The sequence below is a fragment of the Bacillus sp. FSL L8-0193 genome (assembly GCF_037976065.1).
GTDB classification, from domain to species: Bacteria; Bacillota; Bacilli; order Bacillales; family Bacillaceae; genus Bacillus; species Bacillus paralicheniformis.
The window spans coordinates 2,317,617-2,331,858 of the sequence record NZ_CP150261.1 but is presented as its reverse complement, the minus strand read 5'-3'; the positions used below and the strand labels follow the sequence as shown (position 1 = coordinate 2,331,858).

Sequence of the window (14,242 nt, the reverse complement as noted above, 5' to 3'; positions counted from 1 at the left end):
TTATATGAGGCTGAGAAGCCATCGGTCACATCGCGATCAAGACGACAGATGAAAAGGAGTAAACAATGAAAACGGATTTTACATACGGAAATGTGTTTAAACAGCTGGTCTTTTTTTCCGGCCCGATCATTTTAGCCAATCTTTTGCAGATTTCATTTCAATTCGTCGATAGCTTGTGGGTCGGAAATCTGCTCGGAGCAAAAGCACTCGGTGCTGCGGCCGTCTCAGGGACGGTTTTCTTTACGGTGCTGTCGTTCGTATTGGGCGTCAACAATGCGGCGCTGACGATTCTTGCGCAGCAGAAAGGAAAAGGGGATAAGAAGGGACTTGCTTCATATATCAACGCGTTTGTTGTTCTGATGACAGCGATGAGCGTATTGCTCGGGGTTATCGGCTATTTTTTCACAGAGCCTCTGCTTTCGCTTCTTCAAACGCCCGGCAATATGATGGATTTGGCTGCAAGCTATTTAAGCATTCATTTTATCGGGATTATATTTTTATTCGGCTATAATTTCATCAGTACAGTGTTAAGGGCGGTCGGCGACAGTCAAACACCTTTGCGTTTCGTCCTCTTGGCCGTCATCCTGAACCTGTTCATGGATCCGCTGTTTATCTCGGTATTCAACCTCGGAATTGCCGGAGCGGCCTATGCAACCGTCGTTTCCCAAGGGATTGCTTTCATTTACGGTGTGGTCTATACGGTGAGAAAGCGGCTTGTTCCATTTTCAAAGCCCGCGCTTCCGTCTCTGGAAGAGACGTCCGTCATTTTGAAGCTCGGAGTGCCTGCCGGCTTGCAAATGATGGTGATTTCAGGCGGCTCGATGGCGATTATGAGCGTTGTCAATTCATTTGGAGAACGTGTCGTGTCAGGGTTTGGCGCGGTACAGAGGCTTGACAGCCTGCTGATACTCCCGGCGATGGCCATCGGCACGGCTGTCAACAGTATGGCTGGCCAAACCGTCGGCAGCGGCGATATGGAGCGTACGAAAAAAATCGCTCACTACGGCGTCATTTATGTTCTGCTGTTTATGGCTGCCGTCAGCACCGCGATATTTCTGACAGGCTATCATGCGGTCAGGCTGTTTATTTCGGAAGCCGATTCAGCTGCATTCGGGGAAGAATATTTAAAAACGATTGCTTTTTTCTATCCGTTTATCGGGATTAACTTTGTGTTAAACGGTGTTGTAAGGGCAGCCGGCGCGATGTTTCAAATTTTGGTGCTGAACGTGATTTCTTTTTGGGTTTTGCGCTATCCGTTTACATACTTATTTTCAAAGTGGCTTGGCGAAAGCGGCATAGCGCTTGGCATTGGAATGAGCTTTATGCTGAGCAGCCTGACCGCGTTTTTATATTACCGCTACGGGAAGTGGAAGCACCTCGTTTTATTTGAAAAATGAAAGAACAAGCTCCTGCGGCAAGCCCCGGAAGCGATTCCCGCCGGGCATCTGAAGCAAAGAAACAAAAATGCTGTTAACGTCTTAATAATTGACGATATATACAATATAAAATGAGTTTGGTGTTGGGGGCTTGTCATGTTTTTAATCGATTTATTTTTGAATTTGTGTATTTTAATTACTTCACTCTTTATCTACACTCAGCTAAAGTGGAATATTTTTTCCCGAAAAGCTACAAACAAACAACTTAATTGGATTGACGGCGTCATGGGAGGATTGCTCGGGAATGTGCTCATGTTCTTTTCGATCCAGGCAACCGATGAAACGATCGTTGATTTGCGTTATGTGCCCGTTATGATTTTGTTTCTATTTACGGGCGTCTTTCCGGCCTTTATTTGTTCTCTGCTGATTATAGGAGGAAGATTTGTTTACGGGGGGAATATATCTTCGATTGCAGCGCTTACAGGAATGATCGTTATATTCATAGGATATTATCTCATCCTCAGGGTCATGGATAAAGACGCTGACACTTATCGAAAGACATTTACTTTGGTCATTTTTGCCAATGTGGCGATTTCAATTGTGATCTTGATGCTCCTCCATGATTTCCATTTAGTAAAAATTTTAATGATATGGTTCTGGATTTTATCTACTATCGGCGGATTTACATCAGTATATGTCGTCTCATATTTAAAAAAATCTCATTTTCTGTTGAAAAAGTATGAAGAGGAGTCGTCGCTTGATTATTTAACGGGATTGAATAATGTCCGCCATTTTGATGCGATATGGAATGCTCATATTTCAAACGCAAGGGAGAAGAACGAGAAACTGTCTTTGCTTATGATCGATATCGATTATTTCAAAAGGATTAATGATACATACGGACATTCAAATGGAGACGTGATTTTAAAAGAACTGGGAACGATTTTAAAAAAGTCAACACGTGCGGAAGATATCGTATCAAGAAACGGCGGAGAAGAGTTTTCGGTCATATTGCCGAACAGTTCTCATTCGCAGGCTGCAGAGATTGCTGAAAGGATACGCAAGGAAGTGGAGACACACACTTTTTCAATTTCTCATTCTAAAAAGATTCATATTACCGTTTCGATTGGGGTTGCGGCATTTCCGGAGGTCATTCGCAGTACGGACGAGTTGATTGAAAAAGCCGACCAATGTTTGTACAGGGCTAAACACCTTGGGAGAAACCGGGTGTGCGCTTCCGTTTGAATTTACGTTAAGCTGCACGAAAAAGGATAGATGGAACGATGTCCATCTATCCTGTCTTTTTTATGTTCGTTTATCGAATTCCGCAAGTTTGATAAAAGTCTTTTCATCTTCAATTAATCCGCACGCGCCGCACTGCACTTTTATGGCGGGACCGCTGTAGGGCAGGTGAAATGGAGAAAGCTCGTCATCTGAATACGTTTCCATGATCTCCCCTGTTGCCGGATCAATCTTAACGGATGTCGGAGACTGTTCGATTAAGTTGAACCGTGTTCGGTTTGTTTTGCAGTTTGGACAAAGATAAGGAGCTGTCATATGTCAATACACCTCTTTTTTTAATTAAGGTGCACAGATTCGGGCCAATTTATGTAAAACCCGATTAGCGCTGTTCCCGTTTTTTGTCCAATTTGCTGAACAGTTCAATCAGCGTTTTCAGCTCTTCATCACTGAAGCTGCTGAACCGCTTGAAATAATATTCCGTTTTCTTTTCTTCAAAATATCTGATAATTTCTTTTCCCGCGTCCGTCAGATGGATTTTGATGATCCGTCTGTCTTCTTTTGACCGGACTCTCGTGATCCATCCTTTTTCAACCAATGCATCGGTTACAGCTGTGATATGGCTCGCAGAAACGCCTAAAATCGTTGCAAACTCCGTGACTTTCTTCGGACCTTGCTCGCTCAGCAGGCGGAGAATCATGAATTCATTGCGGGACATCTCTTTTTCGAGCAGCTCATTTATCTCATCACGTATCTGTTTAAATACTGTGCGAAGCAGTGCTTCCATATCATACATCATTTGTTCTCTAACTTTCAAAATTTCGCCCCTCCATATAAGTAGCAAATTTCAGCTTTTTTTAAAAAGGAATGACCGAATCAGCATGAATATTATTTTTCATGAACATGATATCACTATGATACCATAATTTTCGTTTTTCAAGTGTATGTTTCAGAAGATTTTTAGTTCATTTGACCATCAATTGAACAACGATCCATGACAATGATAGATGAATACTGCTGTTTCTTAGAATTTGGTGATGGCAATGACATATTATTGTCATTTTTTCTTTTTAGGCAGCGGCTGATTTTGCGATGAGCGGGAGCAGGCTTAAAAATGAGCATGCTGTGATATAATGGTTCCCAACAAATGTTGAAAAGAAGGAGGCAGAACAGATGGCTGAAAAACGAGAACTCGCCACATTTGCCGGAGGCTGCTTTTGGTGTATGGTCAAGCCTTTTGACGAACAGCCGGGCATTATAAAAGTCGAATCCGGCTATACCGGCGGCCATACGGAAAATCCGACCTATGAAGAGGTTTGCAGCAATACAACGGGACATAGGGAAGCGGTGCAAATCACGTTTGATCCCGATGTCTTTCCATACGAAAAACTGCTGGAACTCTACTGGCAGCAAATCGATCCTACTGACAGCGGAGGACAATTCGCAGACCGCGGCGAGTCTTACCGGACAGCGATTTTTTTCCATAATAACAAGCAGCGGAAACTCGCTGAGGAATCGAAGAAAAAGCTTGAAGAAAGCGGCATCTTTAAAGATCCAATCGCGACCGACATTCTGGAAGCCGCGCCATTTTATCCGGCTGAAGAATATCATCAGGATTATCATAAAAAGCATCCTGAACGCTACACACAGTATCGGATCGGAAGCGGAAGAGAAGGATTTATACAACAGCATTGGGGGCGTAAGCATGGCGAACAATAAAGAAGAACGGCTGAAGCAGCTGACCCGGATGCAGTATGAAGTGACGCAGAAAAACGGGACGGAGCCTCCATTCCAAAACGAATACTGGGATCTGCACGAAGACGGAATCTATGTCGATATCGTGTCGGGAAAACCGCTGTTTTCATCGCTTGACAAATTTGACGCACACTGCGGCTGGCCAAGCTTCACAAAACCGGTCGATACCGGGGAGATCGAAGAAAAACTTGACACTTCACACGGCATGGTTCGGACTGAGGTGAGAAGCAAGTCTGCCGATTCCCATCTTGGACACGTGTTCCCGGACGGCCCCGGACCGGACGGCCTGCGTTATTGCATCAATTCAGCAGCCCTCCGTTTCGTGCCGAAGGATGACCTTGAGAAAGAAGGGTACGGCGAATATGCCAAGCTGTTTGAAGGGGAAAAATAGGTCTTAAAGGCGCTCGTCGTGTACCTTAGTATGATAAATAACCAATGGTTTGCCCTCTTTGCTCTCACAAAGCAGAGAGGGTTTTTTATCTCCGAATTTGGAATTGAATACTCCGAGCTAGAAAGTCGAGTAGTTTCTATTGCTAAAGTAAAGCGGCATAAGACTGCCGTGAGGATACCCAGCATATAGAAAAATCTGTTAACATCCCACGAAATACAAACGAAGAAAGCTGAGAAAAACGGCATGTTCAGATGACTTTTTTCAAAAGGGCCATCTTTTTTAGAGGATTTTCTGCTCTGAAAGCGAAAAACAATATAATAGAACATCTTAGAAAAGAGGCAGCCGTTGTGACATCCATTTCAAACACAGAAGACCGTTATTTAATGCTGACATGCAGCAAAAAAGTTGAGTCGCATTATCATATATACACAGATGACCAGATCCCGCAAATGTTTTCATCTCATTTTCTGCAGCTGCAGGACGAATTTCCGCTGAGAGAGCTGTACTCCCTGCTCGTTCGGGTACCCGATATTTTAAACCGAAATTATATTCATGTGAAAAGCTCTTTTAACCGCGATCTCCCTTTCACAATGAAAAAGTCGCTCTTTGATCTTGGATACATTCTTGATGAAGAATTGTTTTATTCGATCCGGCTTGCAGATTGGAAAGGAGTTTCCCCTGTGCGGGCAGAATGGGGGACGAAGAAATCTCTCATTGACGGCTGCCGCATCATGCAGGCTTATGATTCGTTGTCGATCAATGAAGCGTTTGCGAAGGAAAAGCTGCTGCGCAAGTATCGTTTTTACGAGGAAGGCATCATTCAGCTGTGTGTCTGCTACTCGGAAGAAGGAGAACCGATTGGATGTGCCGAGCTTTATCTCGATCAGGACGAAAACGTTGCTAAAATCGAGGAAGTCGCCATTTTGGAGCCTTATCAGCGGAAAGGCTATGGATCGGGCCTTATCAAGCAGATGCTCGTCGCTGCCAAACAATCGAGCATGGAATCGTGCTATCTTGTGACTTCGGGAAGCGATCAGGTGAAAACGTTTTATGAAAAGCTGGGTTTTCAGCAGAAGGGAAAGCTTACGACGGTATTTAAATATTTGTTTGAATAAAGTAGGCAGGTGCACATACCAATTGGGACTTGGCCTGCATAGGCTGGGGTGTAGACTTTATACGAAAGGATGATAAGCCTGTGCATTACTCCCATTATTGCTGTCCTACTGGAGGATACGGCTACGGGTTTCACGGCAGAAACACATTTGTGCTCATCGTTGTCCTCTTTATTTTGCTCATCATTGTCGGTGCGGCTTTCATTTGCTAGCTAAAAGCCCAACGCCCGGTCGCATGACATGCTCACAAAGCCTTCCATCCGGAAGGTTTTTTTGTTTTTGTTGTAAAATTTTACATATATATGTAATATAATCATGAGGTGAAAATATCGGACAAACGGGGGAGAAACTTTGAAATATGCTTGGGTCATTAAAGGGGACTTTTTCAGACTGTGGTCTGGAACGTTTTTATCGCTCTTTAGTTCGGTTCTTTTCTATTATTCATTGGTATGGTGGTCTTTAGCTGAAACCGGAAGCGCCCTTTCGGGAAGCGTCGTGATCGGCATCGGGCTGACTGTCTCGATTTTGATATCGCCGTTTACAGGCTGGCTGTCCGACAGGTTTCACAGGGGGAAATTGATTGCGGCTTCAGATATGATCATTTCAACTGTATTTTTAATAATCGGATTTTTGGCGCTGTCAGGCATGAGTTCAGTTATGTTACTGGCGGTTGCAAGGGTGATTGTATCGGCATGTTTGACCGCAATCGAACCTGCTGCAAGATCGCTCTTGCCGGATACACTGAGGAAAGAACAAATTGAAAAAGGAATCGCATTTCAAGAAGTGATCACACAGCTTATCCAAGTGATCGTTCCGCTTGTCACAGGGATTCTGTTTTCCTTTCTGCATTTCGGCTGGTTATGGGTGCTGTGCGGAAGCCTCTCCTTCCTATCCATCTTTTTGGAGTGGAGAATCAAAGATAAAAGGGGCAGCCAAAAGCGTATTCCTTTTACAAACAAACAATTGTTCAGCGGTTTTACAAGCTTGCTTCAAAATAAGCCGCTCAAGTATTTGTTGTATGGGACGAGCATACAGCAGCTTGTATTCAGCGGTTTTCCAATATATATCGTCATTTGGACCTCGCTATTATTAAAAGATCAGGCTTGGCTGGGCGGCGCTTTTCAATCATTTTGGGCGTGCGGGACGCTGTCTGCGGCGCTTTTCTTGTCTTTTATCGCAAAACCGGAGCACGCAAAAGCTGCTGTGCCCGCTTTAATGCTGATTTTCGGCCTGCTTTTGTCGCCTCTAGGCTGGATTAATCATGTCGTGCTCGGCGCCGCGATTTTGATCGTCATCGGAATGATCAGCGGCGTAGTCAACATCTATATTGAAGGTTACTTGCAAAGGGTAACGGAAGGTGAAAACAGAGGCAGATCGCTGGGCGCTTTTTTTGCGGTCAACAGCGCTTTTATGCCGCTCGGCTATGCGGCCGCGGGAATGTTGTCGGATGCTGTCAGTCCCGAATATTTATTCCTCATCGTCGCACTGCCCGCGCCGTTTGCTGCGTTTTCGATGATGAGATCATTTTATTTATGGGAAAAACAGACGAAGGAAACCGTTGCTTTGCAGGACAAAACGTCAATGTGAATAAGCGCGCTTGGAAAAATAAAAGGACATGTCCTTTTATTTTTTTGTTTACACTAACGGCGATCGCTCCGAAATCAACCATTTCACTTGAAAAGAGAATGCCGCCTTTTCCCCATTCATATAATGTAAAGAAAAACCTCTCATTGGGGAAGGGGGGATGTTTTCATGTCATTTTTGCTTAAGCCTGATTTGCACGCAAGCTATCCGGTCGTTCAGTATGCAAAAGGAAGCTGGATTGTCGACAATTCCGGAAAACGGTACCTTGACGGCTGTTCGGGGGCTGTTACCTGCAATCTCGGGCACGGTGTACAAGAAGTGATTGATTCTCTCAAAGAGCAGCTTGATTCCGTTTCATTTGTCTACCGTTCACAGTTTACGAGTGAACCGGCTGAACAGCTTGCCGAACTCCTTGCTGAATGGCTGCCGGGTGATCTGAATTGGTCTTTTTTTGTCAACAGCGGGTCGGAAGCTGTTGAAACCGCCATGAAAATCGCCGTTCAATACTGGCAGGAAAAAGGACAAAACGACAAAACGATTTTCCTTTCAAGATGGAACAGCTATCATGGAATTACAAACGGGGCCCTGTCGCTGTCGGGATTTTATGAGCGCCGCTACAGGTTTACGCACATGCTGCACAAGTATCCCGCCGCTTCTGCGCCAAACTGCTACAGATGCCGGCTTTCTCATCCCGACTGCCAGGAAGCGTGCGTGAAAGAAATCGAGCTCGCCATTAAAAGGATCGGCAAGCAGTTTATCGCGGGCTTCGTGGCCGAACCCGTCATCGGGGCTGCTGGAGCAGCCATAACAGCGCCCGATGGTTATTACAAAAAAGTAAAAAAGATTTGCGAAGAAAATGAAATTCTTTTTATTGCGGATGAAGTCATGAGTGGGATGGGAAGAACCGGCCGGTTGCTGGCGATTGAACATTGGGGTGTGACCCCGGATATTGCCGTACTCGGCAAGGGGATGAGCGCAGGGTATTCACCGATTGCCGCAGCTGTCATATCCGATGACATCATGGAAACGGTCAAAAACGGCTCAGGAGTCATCATGAGCGGACATACGTACAGCGCAAACCCTTTTTCAGCCCGTGCGGCGCTCGCTGTTCTCCGCTACATTCTGAAGCACGATCTTGTCAAACAAGCCAGGGTAAAAGGGGAAAAGCTGAAAAAGATGCTGAAAGAAGTCATGAAACAGTCGAGCATCATTGGCGACGTTCGGGGCAAGGGGCTTCTTATCGGGATTGAATTTGTCGCCGATCGAAAAAGCAAAAAGACATTTCCTTCATCAATGCCGGTGTCGGCTCTCGTCATTTCCGAAGCGAAAAAAAGAGGCCTGCTTCTTTATCCGTCCCAGGCGGGCATTGACGGCGGCGGGGGAGATGCGGTCATCATTGCGCCGCCCCTTACGATATCGGATCAAGAGCTGGAAGAACTTATTCATATATTTAAACATGCCGTACACGAGATTGAAAAACAAGCAGAAAAGGTGATACGCGAAAGATGACGGTCCTGAACAAACGAATTGCTGTTGAAGATGCGATTGCCGATTTGAAAGACGAAGCGACCGTCATGTTTGGCGGATTTGGGGGAGTCGGTTCACCGCCTTCTTTCATCAGTGCGATTTTGAAAAAAGGCGTAAAAAATTTAACGGTCATATGCAATGACGCAGGCTTTCCCGGCATCGGCATCGGGCCATTAATCGTCAATAACCGCGTAAGGCGGCTGATCGCTTCCCATATCGGATCAAATCCCGTTGCGGGAAAACAAATGACTGACGGTTTTCTCGCCGTTGAATTTTCACCGCAAGGGACGCTCGCGGAAAGAATCCGTGCGGGCGGCACAGGTCTTGGCGGCATTTTGACCGATATTGGGATCGATAATGACATGGTGCGTCAAGGAAAGAAGATCGTTTCTTTGAATGGTCGTGCATACCTTGCCGAAGAAGCGCTGAGTGCGGAATACGCTTTTATTTATGGGAAAACCGCCGATGAATTCGGCAATATCATCTACGACAAAACGGCGCGTAACATGAACCCGCTTATGGCGATGGCTGCTGATCGGACATTTGCCGAAGTGGAGCGGATCGTTCCCCTGGGAGAGCTGGATGAAGAAGAAATTGTAACACCCGGTGTTTTTGTCGAAGGTGTCGCTGAAACGGAAGGGGTGAACTGGAAATGGGTTTGGGAGTCATAGAGCGGGAGAGAATTGCAAAACGGGCGGCCCGCGAAATCAAAAGCGGAATGATTGTCAATCTGGGCATCGGCATTCCGTCTTTAGTTCCCAATTTTCTAGATCCGGGCACTTCCGTTATGATCCAATCTGAAAACGGGCTTCTCGGCATCGGCGAGTCGCCTGAAAAAGGAAGGGAAGATGAGAATCTTTGCAATGCGGCAGGCTGGCCTGTCACCGTAGTAAAAGGCGCTTCTTATTTTGATTCGGCTCTGTCGTTCGGCATGATCAGAAAGGGCGCGATTGATGTCACGATTCTTGGTTCTCTGCAGGTCAGCCAGTCAGGCGATCTGGCCAACTGGATCGTCCCTGGCAAAAAGGTTCCTGGAATGGGAGGGGCGATGGAGCTTGCCCAAAAGGCGAAAAAAGTCATTGTCGTGATGAGCCATACCGATAAAAACGGCGCACCCAAACTTGTCGCGGACTGCACTCTGCCACTGACTGCAAAAGGCTGCGTTGACATGGTGATTACAGAAAAAGCCGTGATCACCATTGACAGCGGCGGCTTTGTATTAAAAGAGCTGATGAATGAAGAGGATCTTGATGATGTGCTGCGGCTGACGGATGGAAAGGTCCGGATCGAACTGCCGCTTTCGTAAGAGGAGGAATTGGATGGAGAACATAGAGAGAAAGGTGTGCGATTGGATCGATTCGCACGAGAAAAAAGCGGTTCGCCTTTTGAAAAAACTCGTCGGAGAAAAAAGCACAATGGGCAGTGAATTTACCGCCCAAGCTGTCGTCCTGGAGAAACTGAGGCAATTCGAAGCTGAAATCGATGTCTGGGAGCCGAGCATGAAGCAATTGGAACAGCACCCGCTGTTTAAATCAGACAGAACAAGCTTTAAAGAAAGCCCGAATATTACGGCTGTCAAAAGAGGAAAGGGCGGCGGGAAATCGCTGATCTTAAACGGACACATCGATGTCGTGCCTGAAGGAAACAGAAAAGACTGGGAGACGGAGCCTTTTCAGCCGGTCATGAAGCAAGGACGGATATACGGCCGGGGCACAACTGACATGAAAGGCGGCAATACGGCTCTTTTAATGGCGATGGAAGCGCTGGAGCAATGCGGGGTTCAATTAAAAGGAGACCTGATTTTTCAAAGTGTCGTAGACGAGGAGTGTGGCGGAGCCGGGACGCTGGCGGCCGTCATGAGGGGCTACAAGGCGGACGGCGCTTTGATTCCCGAGCCGACAAATATGAAAATGTTTATTAAGCAGCAGGGGTCGATGTGGTTCAGAATCACGGTCAAAGGGCTTTCTGCACACGGCGGCACAAGATATGAAGGTGTCAGCGCCGTTGAAAAAAGCATGCTTGTCATCCAGTCGCTTCGCCAGCTTGAACAGGTCAGGAATAAGAGAATAACAGATTCTTTGTATGACAATATCCCGATTCCGGTTCCGATTAACATCGGCACGATCAAAGGAGGCGCATGGCCTTCATCGGTCGCTGACACGGTGACACTGGAAGGAAGGTGCGGAATCGCTCCGAACGAATCTCCTGAAGCCGTCCAGTCCGAGTTTGAAAACTGGCTCAATGATCTTCAATACCATGATGAATGGTTTAAACACTACCCTGTTGACATAGAATGGTTCGGCGCCATGTGGCTCCCGAACGATTTGGCTGAAGACCATGAACTGACGAAAGTGCTGAAATCCGCCTATCAAACCATCACGGCAAACGATCCCCTAATCGAAGCTTCCCCGTGGGCGACAGACGGCGGAATATTGTCGCACGCCGGAGGCACCCCTGTCATCGTCTTCGGACCGGGAGAGACGAAAATGGCCCACCAGGCAAATGAATACATTGAAAAAGACGCCCTGATTCAGTCAGCCAAAATCATCAGCCTGTTTATTATGAATTGGTGTGATTATGAACGGTGAAAAGATCAGCTGTTTTGGAGGTTAAATATGGTGGAAAAATGGAGTAATGACAGCTGTACGCTTGAAGCGGATGTCGACTTGTTCAGTAAAAGAATCAGAATCATCAATTATGAAGGCGATGTGTGTTCATTTTTCCCCGCCATATTGAAAGAAGCAAAAAAACACGGCATAGGGAAAATGATCGTTTTCACCAAAACGAATGACAGAAACGCTTTGCTTGAGCGGACGTTTGAACAGGAAGGGAAAATTGACGGATACTTTAACGGGCATGATGCTGACGTGTTCGTAAAATATGTGAAAGAAGACAGGCGAAAAACCGCTGACTGGTTTGCGCAGGATCAAATGCTGACAGAGCTGTTCAGCACTCCCCGCATCGCGGAGGCCCAAAACGCTTCCTTTCAAATCAGGAGGGCCGCCTCCAGTGATGCGCCTGGTCTCGCCGATCTCTACAACTGCGTCTTTCCTGTATACCCCGCGCCTGTTTCAGATCCGGCATATCTTAAGGAAGCGATGGGGAAAGGGGCCGTTTACTACCTCGCTTTTGACGGGGAAAAAGTGATTGCATCAGCAGGTGCAGACGTGAATCCCGTTTTGGGGAATGCGGAAATAACAGACTGCGCCGTCCTGCCGGAATACAGGGGCTTTTCATTGACGAGGCGGCTGATTGCCGCACTCGAAACCGATTTGAAACAAGCGGGTATCTTTTACGTTTATTCAATCGCAAGAGCAGCTTCTTTCGGGATGAACGCCAGTCTTTATCATTTATCATACTCATATAGGGGCCGGCTTTTGAACAACTGCCTCATTTATAAAACCATCGAGAACATGAACATCTGGTGCAAAAATTTAAGCCGGTCTTAAAAAGCGGTCTTCCGCGGGTTTTATATTTGAAGAGACACTTTTCACACCGGTCACATAACCTGAAAAGTATAGGGAAAATGCTGATAGGGGGATGAAAGATGGAAAACGGTCTGTTTCAGCCGAAAAGGCACTGGAAGGATATTGAGCTTTGGAAAGATGTTCCTGAGGAAAAATGGAACGACTGGATCTGGCAGCTGACCAACACCGTCAGAACGCTTGACGATTTGAAAAAAGTCGTCAATCTTACGAAAGAGGAAGAAGAAGGGGTGAGAATCTCCACAAAGACGATCCCTTTAAATATTACGCCGTATTACGCTTCACTGATGGATCCGGATGATCCGCGCTGTCCGATCAGAATGCAGTCGGTGCCCCTGGCAGAAGAAATGCACAAAACAAAATACGACCTTGAAGATCCCCTTCATGAGGATGAAGATTCGCCTGTCCCCGGCTTAACCCACCGCTATCCGGACCGGGTTTTGTTTCTCGTCACTAATCAATGCTCGATGTACTGCAGGTACTGTACAAGGCGGCGTTTTTCCGGACAAATCGGCATGGGCGTGCCGAAAAAGCAGCTCGATCAGGCGATCGCATATATCCGGGATACGCCCGATGTCAGGGATGTCCTGATTTCAGGAGGGGACGGTCTTCTCATTAACGATCAAATTCTTGAATATATTTTGAAAAACCTCCGTGCGATCCCGCACGTGGAAATCATCCGGATCGGCACGAGAGCCCCGGTCGTCTTCCCGCAGCGGATTACCGACAAACTTTGCAGCATTTTGAAAAAGTATCATCCCGTCTGGCTGAATACGCATTTCAACACGAGCATCGAAATCACGAAGGAAGCGAAGGAAGCCTGTGAGAAGCTGGTCAACGCCGGGGTTCCGGTCGGCAATCAGGCCGTGATTTTGGCTGGTATAAATGACAGCGTTTCCATTATGAAAAAGCTGATGCATGATTTGGTGAAAATCAGAGTCCGTCCGTATTATATCTATCAATGCGATTTGTCTGAAGGAATCGGCCATTTCAGAGCGCCTGTCTCCAAAGGTCTTGAAATCATTGAAGGCTTGCGCGGACACACAAGCGGCTATGCAGTCCCTGCCTTTGTCGTTGACGCGCCGGGCGGGGGCGGAAAAATCGCCATACAGCCGAATTACTTGATTTCGCAAAGCCCCGATAAAGTCGTGCTCCGCAATTTTGAAGGTGTCATTACATCTTATCCTGAGCCTGAGAACTATATTCCGGGAAGAGCGGACGACTATTTTGCCGAAATTTTCCCTGATGTAATGAAGGAAAAAGAGGAGATCGGCATATCCGCAATCTATGCGGATCAAGCTCTTTCATACACACCGGACGGTTTAAAACGGCTTGAAAGAAGGGAGAGCTATTCTACAAGGCCCGATCATGAAACATTGAAAAGCCGCCGGGCAAAGCGCGATGAATTGAAAGAAAAGAAATTCCTTGCCCAGCAAAAAAAAGAAGGCGAAGCTGAGGGGCGTGTGCAATGAAGAGGTGTGAATGGTGCAGTGAAGAAAAAGCCGGGGAAGCCCGCACGGCGGTTTATTGGGAGCTTCCTGACGGGACAAAAGCGATCGAAATCACCGATACACCTGCGGTGGAATGCGAAGGCTGCGGCATGGTCTATCAGGAGGACAATGTCACTTGGGAAATTGAAAATCAGCTGCTCTTGATCGATACAAAAAAACTGCCTTCGTCCGTTTCGTATGATGCGCTGATGAAAACAGAGCGCATATTGAAGCGCAATTACTTTGATTTTTCTTCATGAAGCCGGCTTTTTGCCGGTTTTTT

The 14,242-nt window shown here is 46.5% G+C and carries 16 protein-coding genes; 14 read left to right on the top strand and 2 right to left on the bottom strand.

What is annotated here, in order from left to right; all coding sequences use genetic code 11:
- Window positions 1-65: 65 nt before the first annotated feature.
- Together MHH76_RS11590 and MHH76_RS11585 are read left to right on the top strand one after the other, a co-directional pair.
- Complete coding sequence (locus tag MHH76_RS11590) at window positions 66-1,397, top strand: MATE family efflux transporter (protein WP_023857387.1); 1,332 nt, start codon at window positions 66-68, stop codon at window positions 1,395-1,397.
- Between the two features lie 135 nt (window positions 1,398-1,532).
- Window positions 1,533-2,621 (top strand): diguanylate cyclase, encoded by a 1,089-nt coding sequence (locus tag MHH76_RS11585; protein WP_043054356.1) that lies wholly within the window; start codon window positions 1,533-1,535, stop codon window positions 2,619-2,621.
- Between the two features lie 60 nt (window positions 2,622-2,681).
- On the opposite strand, the gene MHH76_RS11580 is transcribed toward MHH76_RS11585, so the two are convergent.
- Together MHH76_RS11580 and MHH76_RS11575 are read right to left on the bottom strand one after the other, a co-directional pair.
- Window positions 2,682-2,933 carry a hypothetical protein gene (locus MHH76_RS11580; protein ID WP_020451864.1) on the bottom strand — a complete coding sequence of 84 codons (252 nt, stop codon included), beginning with the start codon at window positions 2,931-2,933 and terminating at the stop codon, window positions 2,682-2,684.
- Between the two features lie 64 nt (window positions 2,934-2,997).
- Window positions 2,998-3,432 (bottom strand): MarR family transcriptional regulator, encoded by a 435-nt coding sequence (locus MHH76_RS11575; RefSeq protein WP_020451863.1) that lies wholly within the window; start codon window positions 3,430-3,432, stop codon window positions 2,998-3,000.
- Window positions 3,433-3,788: 356 nt separating this feature from the next.
- Here MHH76_RS11575 and msrA point away from each other — a divergent pair, with 356 nt between their 5' ends.
- The 12 genes from msrA (at window position 3,789) to MHH76_RS11515 (ending at window position 14,219) form a co-directional block, all read left to right on the top strand.
- Window positions 3,789-4,334 carry a peptide-methionine (S)-S-oxide reductase MsrA gene (msrA, locus tag MHH76_RS11570; RefSeq protein ID WP_043054355.1) on the top strand — a complete coding sequence of 182 codons (546 nt, stop codon included), beginning with the start codon at window positions 3,789-3,791 and terminating at the stop codon, window positions 4,332-4,334.
- Window positions 4,321-4,761 carry a peptide-methionine (R)-S-oxide reductase MsrB gene (gene msrB, locus MHH76_RS11565; protein WP_020451861.1) on the top strand — a complete coding sequence of 147 codons (441 nt, stop codon included), beginning with the start codon at window positions 4,321-4,323 and terminating at the stop codon, window positions 4,759-4,761. The genes msrA and msrB overlap by 14 nt, the downstream gene beginning before the upstream one ends.
- Before the next feature lie 347 nt (window positions 4,762-5,108).
- Window positions 5,109-5,876, top strand: coding sequence for a GNAT family N-acetyltransferase (locus MHH76_RS11560; protein ID WP_052500264.1), 768 nt, complete (start codon window positions 5,109-5,111; stop codon window positions 5,874-5,876).
- Between the two features lie 80 nt (window positions 5,877-5,956).
- Window positions 5,957-6,085 carry a YjcZ family sporulation protein gene (locus tag MHH76_RS11555; protein WP_003182774.1) on the top strand — a complete coding sequence of 43 codons (129 nt, stop codon included), beginning with the start codon at window positions 5,957-5,959 and terminating at the stop codon, window positions 6,083-6,085.
- A gap of 139 nt (window positions 6,086-6,224) precedes the next feature.
- Window positions 6,225-7,460 carry an MFS transporter gene (locus MHH76_RS11550; protein WP_043054354.1) on the top strand — a complete coding sequence of 412 codons (1,236 nt, stop codon included), beginning with the start codon at window positions 6,225-6,227 and terminating at the stop codon, window positions 7,458-7,460.
- A 165-nt stretch (window positions 7,461-7,625) separates the two neighbouring features.
- Window positions 7,626-8,966: an aspartate aminotransferase family protein gene (locus MHH76_RS11545; protein WP_043054353.1), complete on the top strand. Its 1,341-nt coding sequence runs from the start codon at window positions 7,626-7,628 to the stop codon at window positions 8,964-8,966.
- Window positions 8,963-9,655, top strand: a complete 693-nt coding sequence (locus MHH76_RS11540) for a CoA transferase subunit A (protein WP_020451855.1) — start codon at window positions 8,963-8,965, stop codon at window positions 9,653-9,655. Before MHH76_RS11545 ends, MHH76_RS11540 begins: the two co-directional genes overlap by 4 nt.
- On the top strand, window positions 9,637-10,290 hold the full coding sequence (locus MHH76_RS11535; RefSeq protein ID WP_020451854.1) for a 3-oxoacid CoA-transferase subunit B: 654 nt from the start codon (window positions 9,637-9,639) through the stop codon (window positions 10,288-10,290). Before MHH76_RS11540 ends, MHH76_RS11535 begins: the two co-directional genes overlap by 19 nt.
- Window positions 10,291-10,303: 13 nt before the next feature.
- A complete protein-coding gene (locus tag MHH76_RS11530; protein WP_043054352.1) occupies window positions 10,304-11,572 on the top strand; it encodes a peptidase in 1,269 nt (422 codons plus the stop codon).
- Window positions 11,573-11,599: 27 nt separating this feature from the next.
- Window positions 11,600-12,433 carry a putative beta-lysine N-acetyltransferase gene (gene ablB, locus MHH76_RS11525; RefSeq protein WP_043054351.1) on the top strand — a complete coding sequence of 278 codons (834 nt, stop codon included), beginning with the start codon at window positions 11,600-11,602 and terminating at the stop codon, window positions 12,431-12,433.
- 98 nt (window positions 12,434-12,531) lie between these two features.
- The gene (ablA, locus tag MHH76_RS11520; protein WP_043054350.1) at window positions 12,532-13,941 is read left to right on the top strand and encodes a lysine 2,3-aminomutase; all 1,410 of its coding nucleotides are present in this window, start codon (window positions 12,532-12,534) and stop codon (window positions 13,939-13,941) included.
- Window positions 13,938-14,219: a YokU family protein gene (locus MHH76_RS11515; RefSeq protein ID WP_020451850.1), complete on the top strand. Its 282-nt coding sequence runs from the start codon at window positions 13,938-13,940 to the stop codon at window positions 14,217-14,219. The genes ablA and MHH76_RS11515 overlap by 4 nt, the downstream gene beginning before the upstream one ends.
- Window positions 14,220-14,242 lie beyond the last annotated feature (23 nt).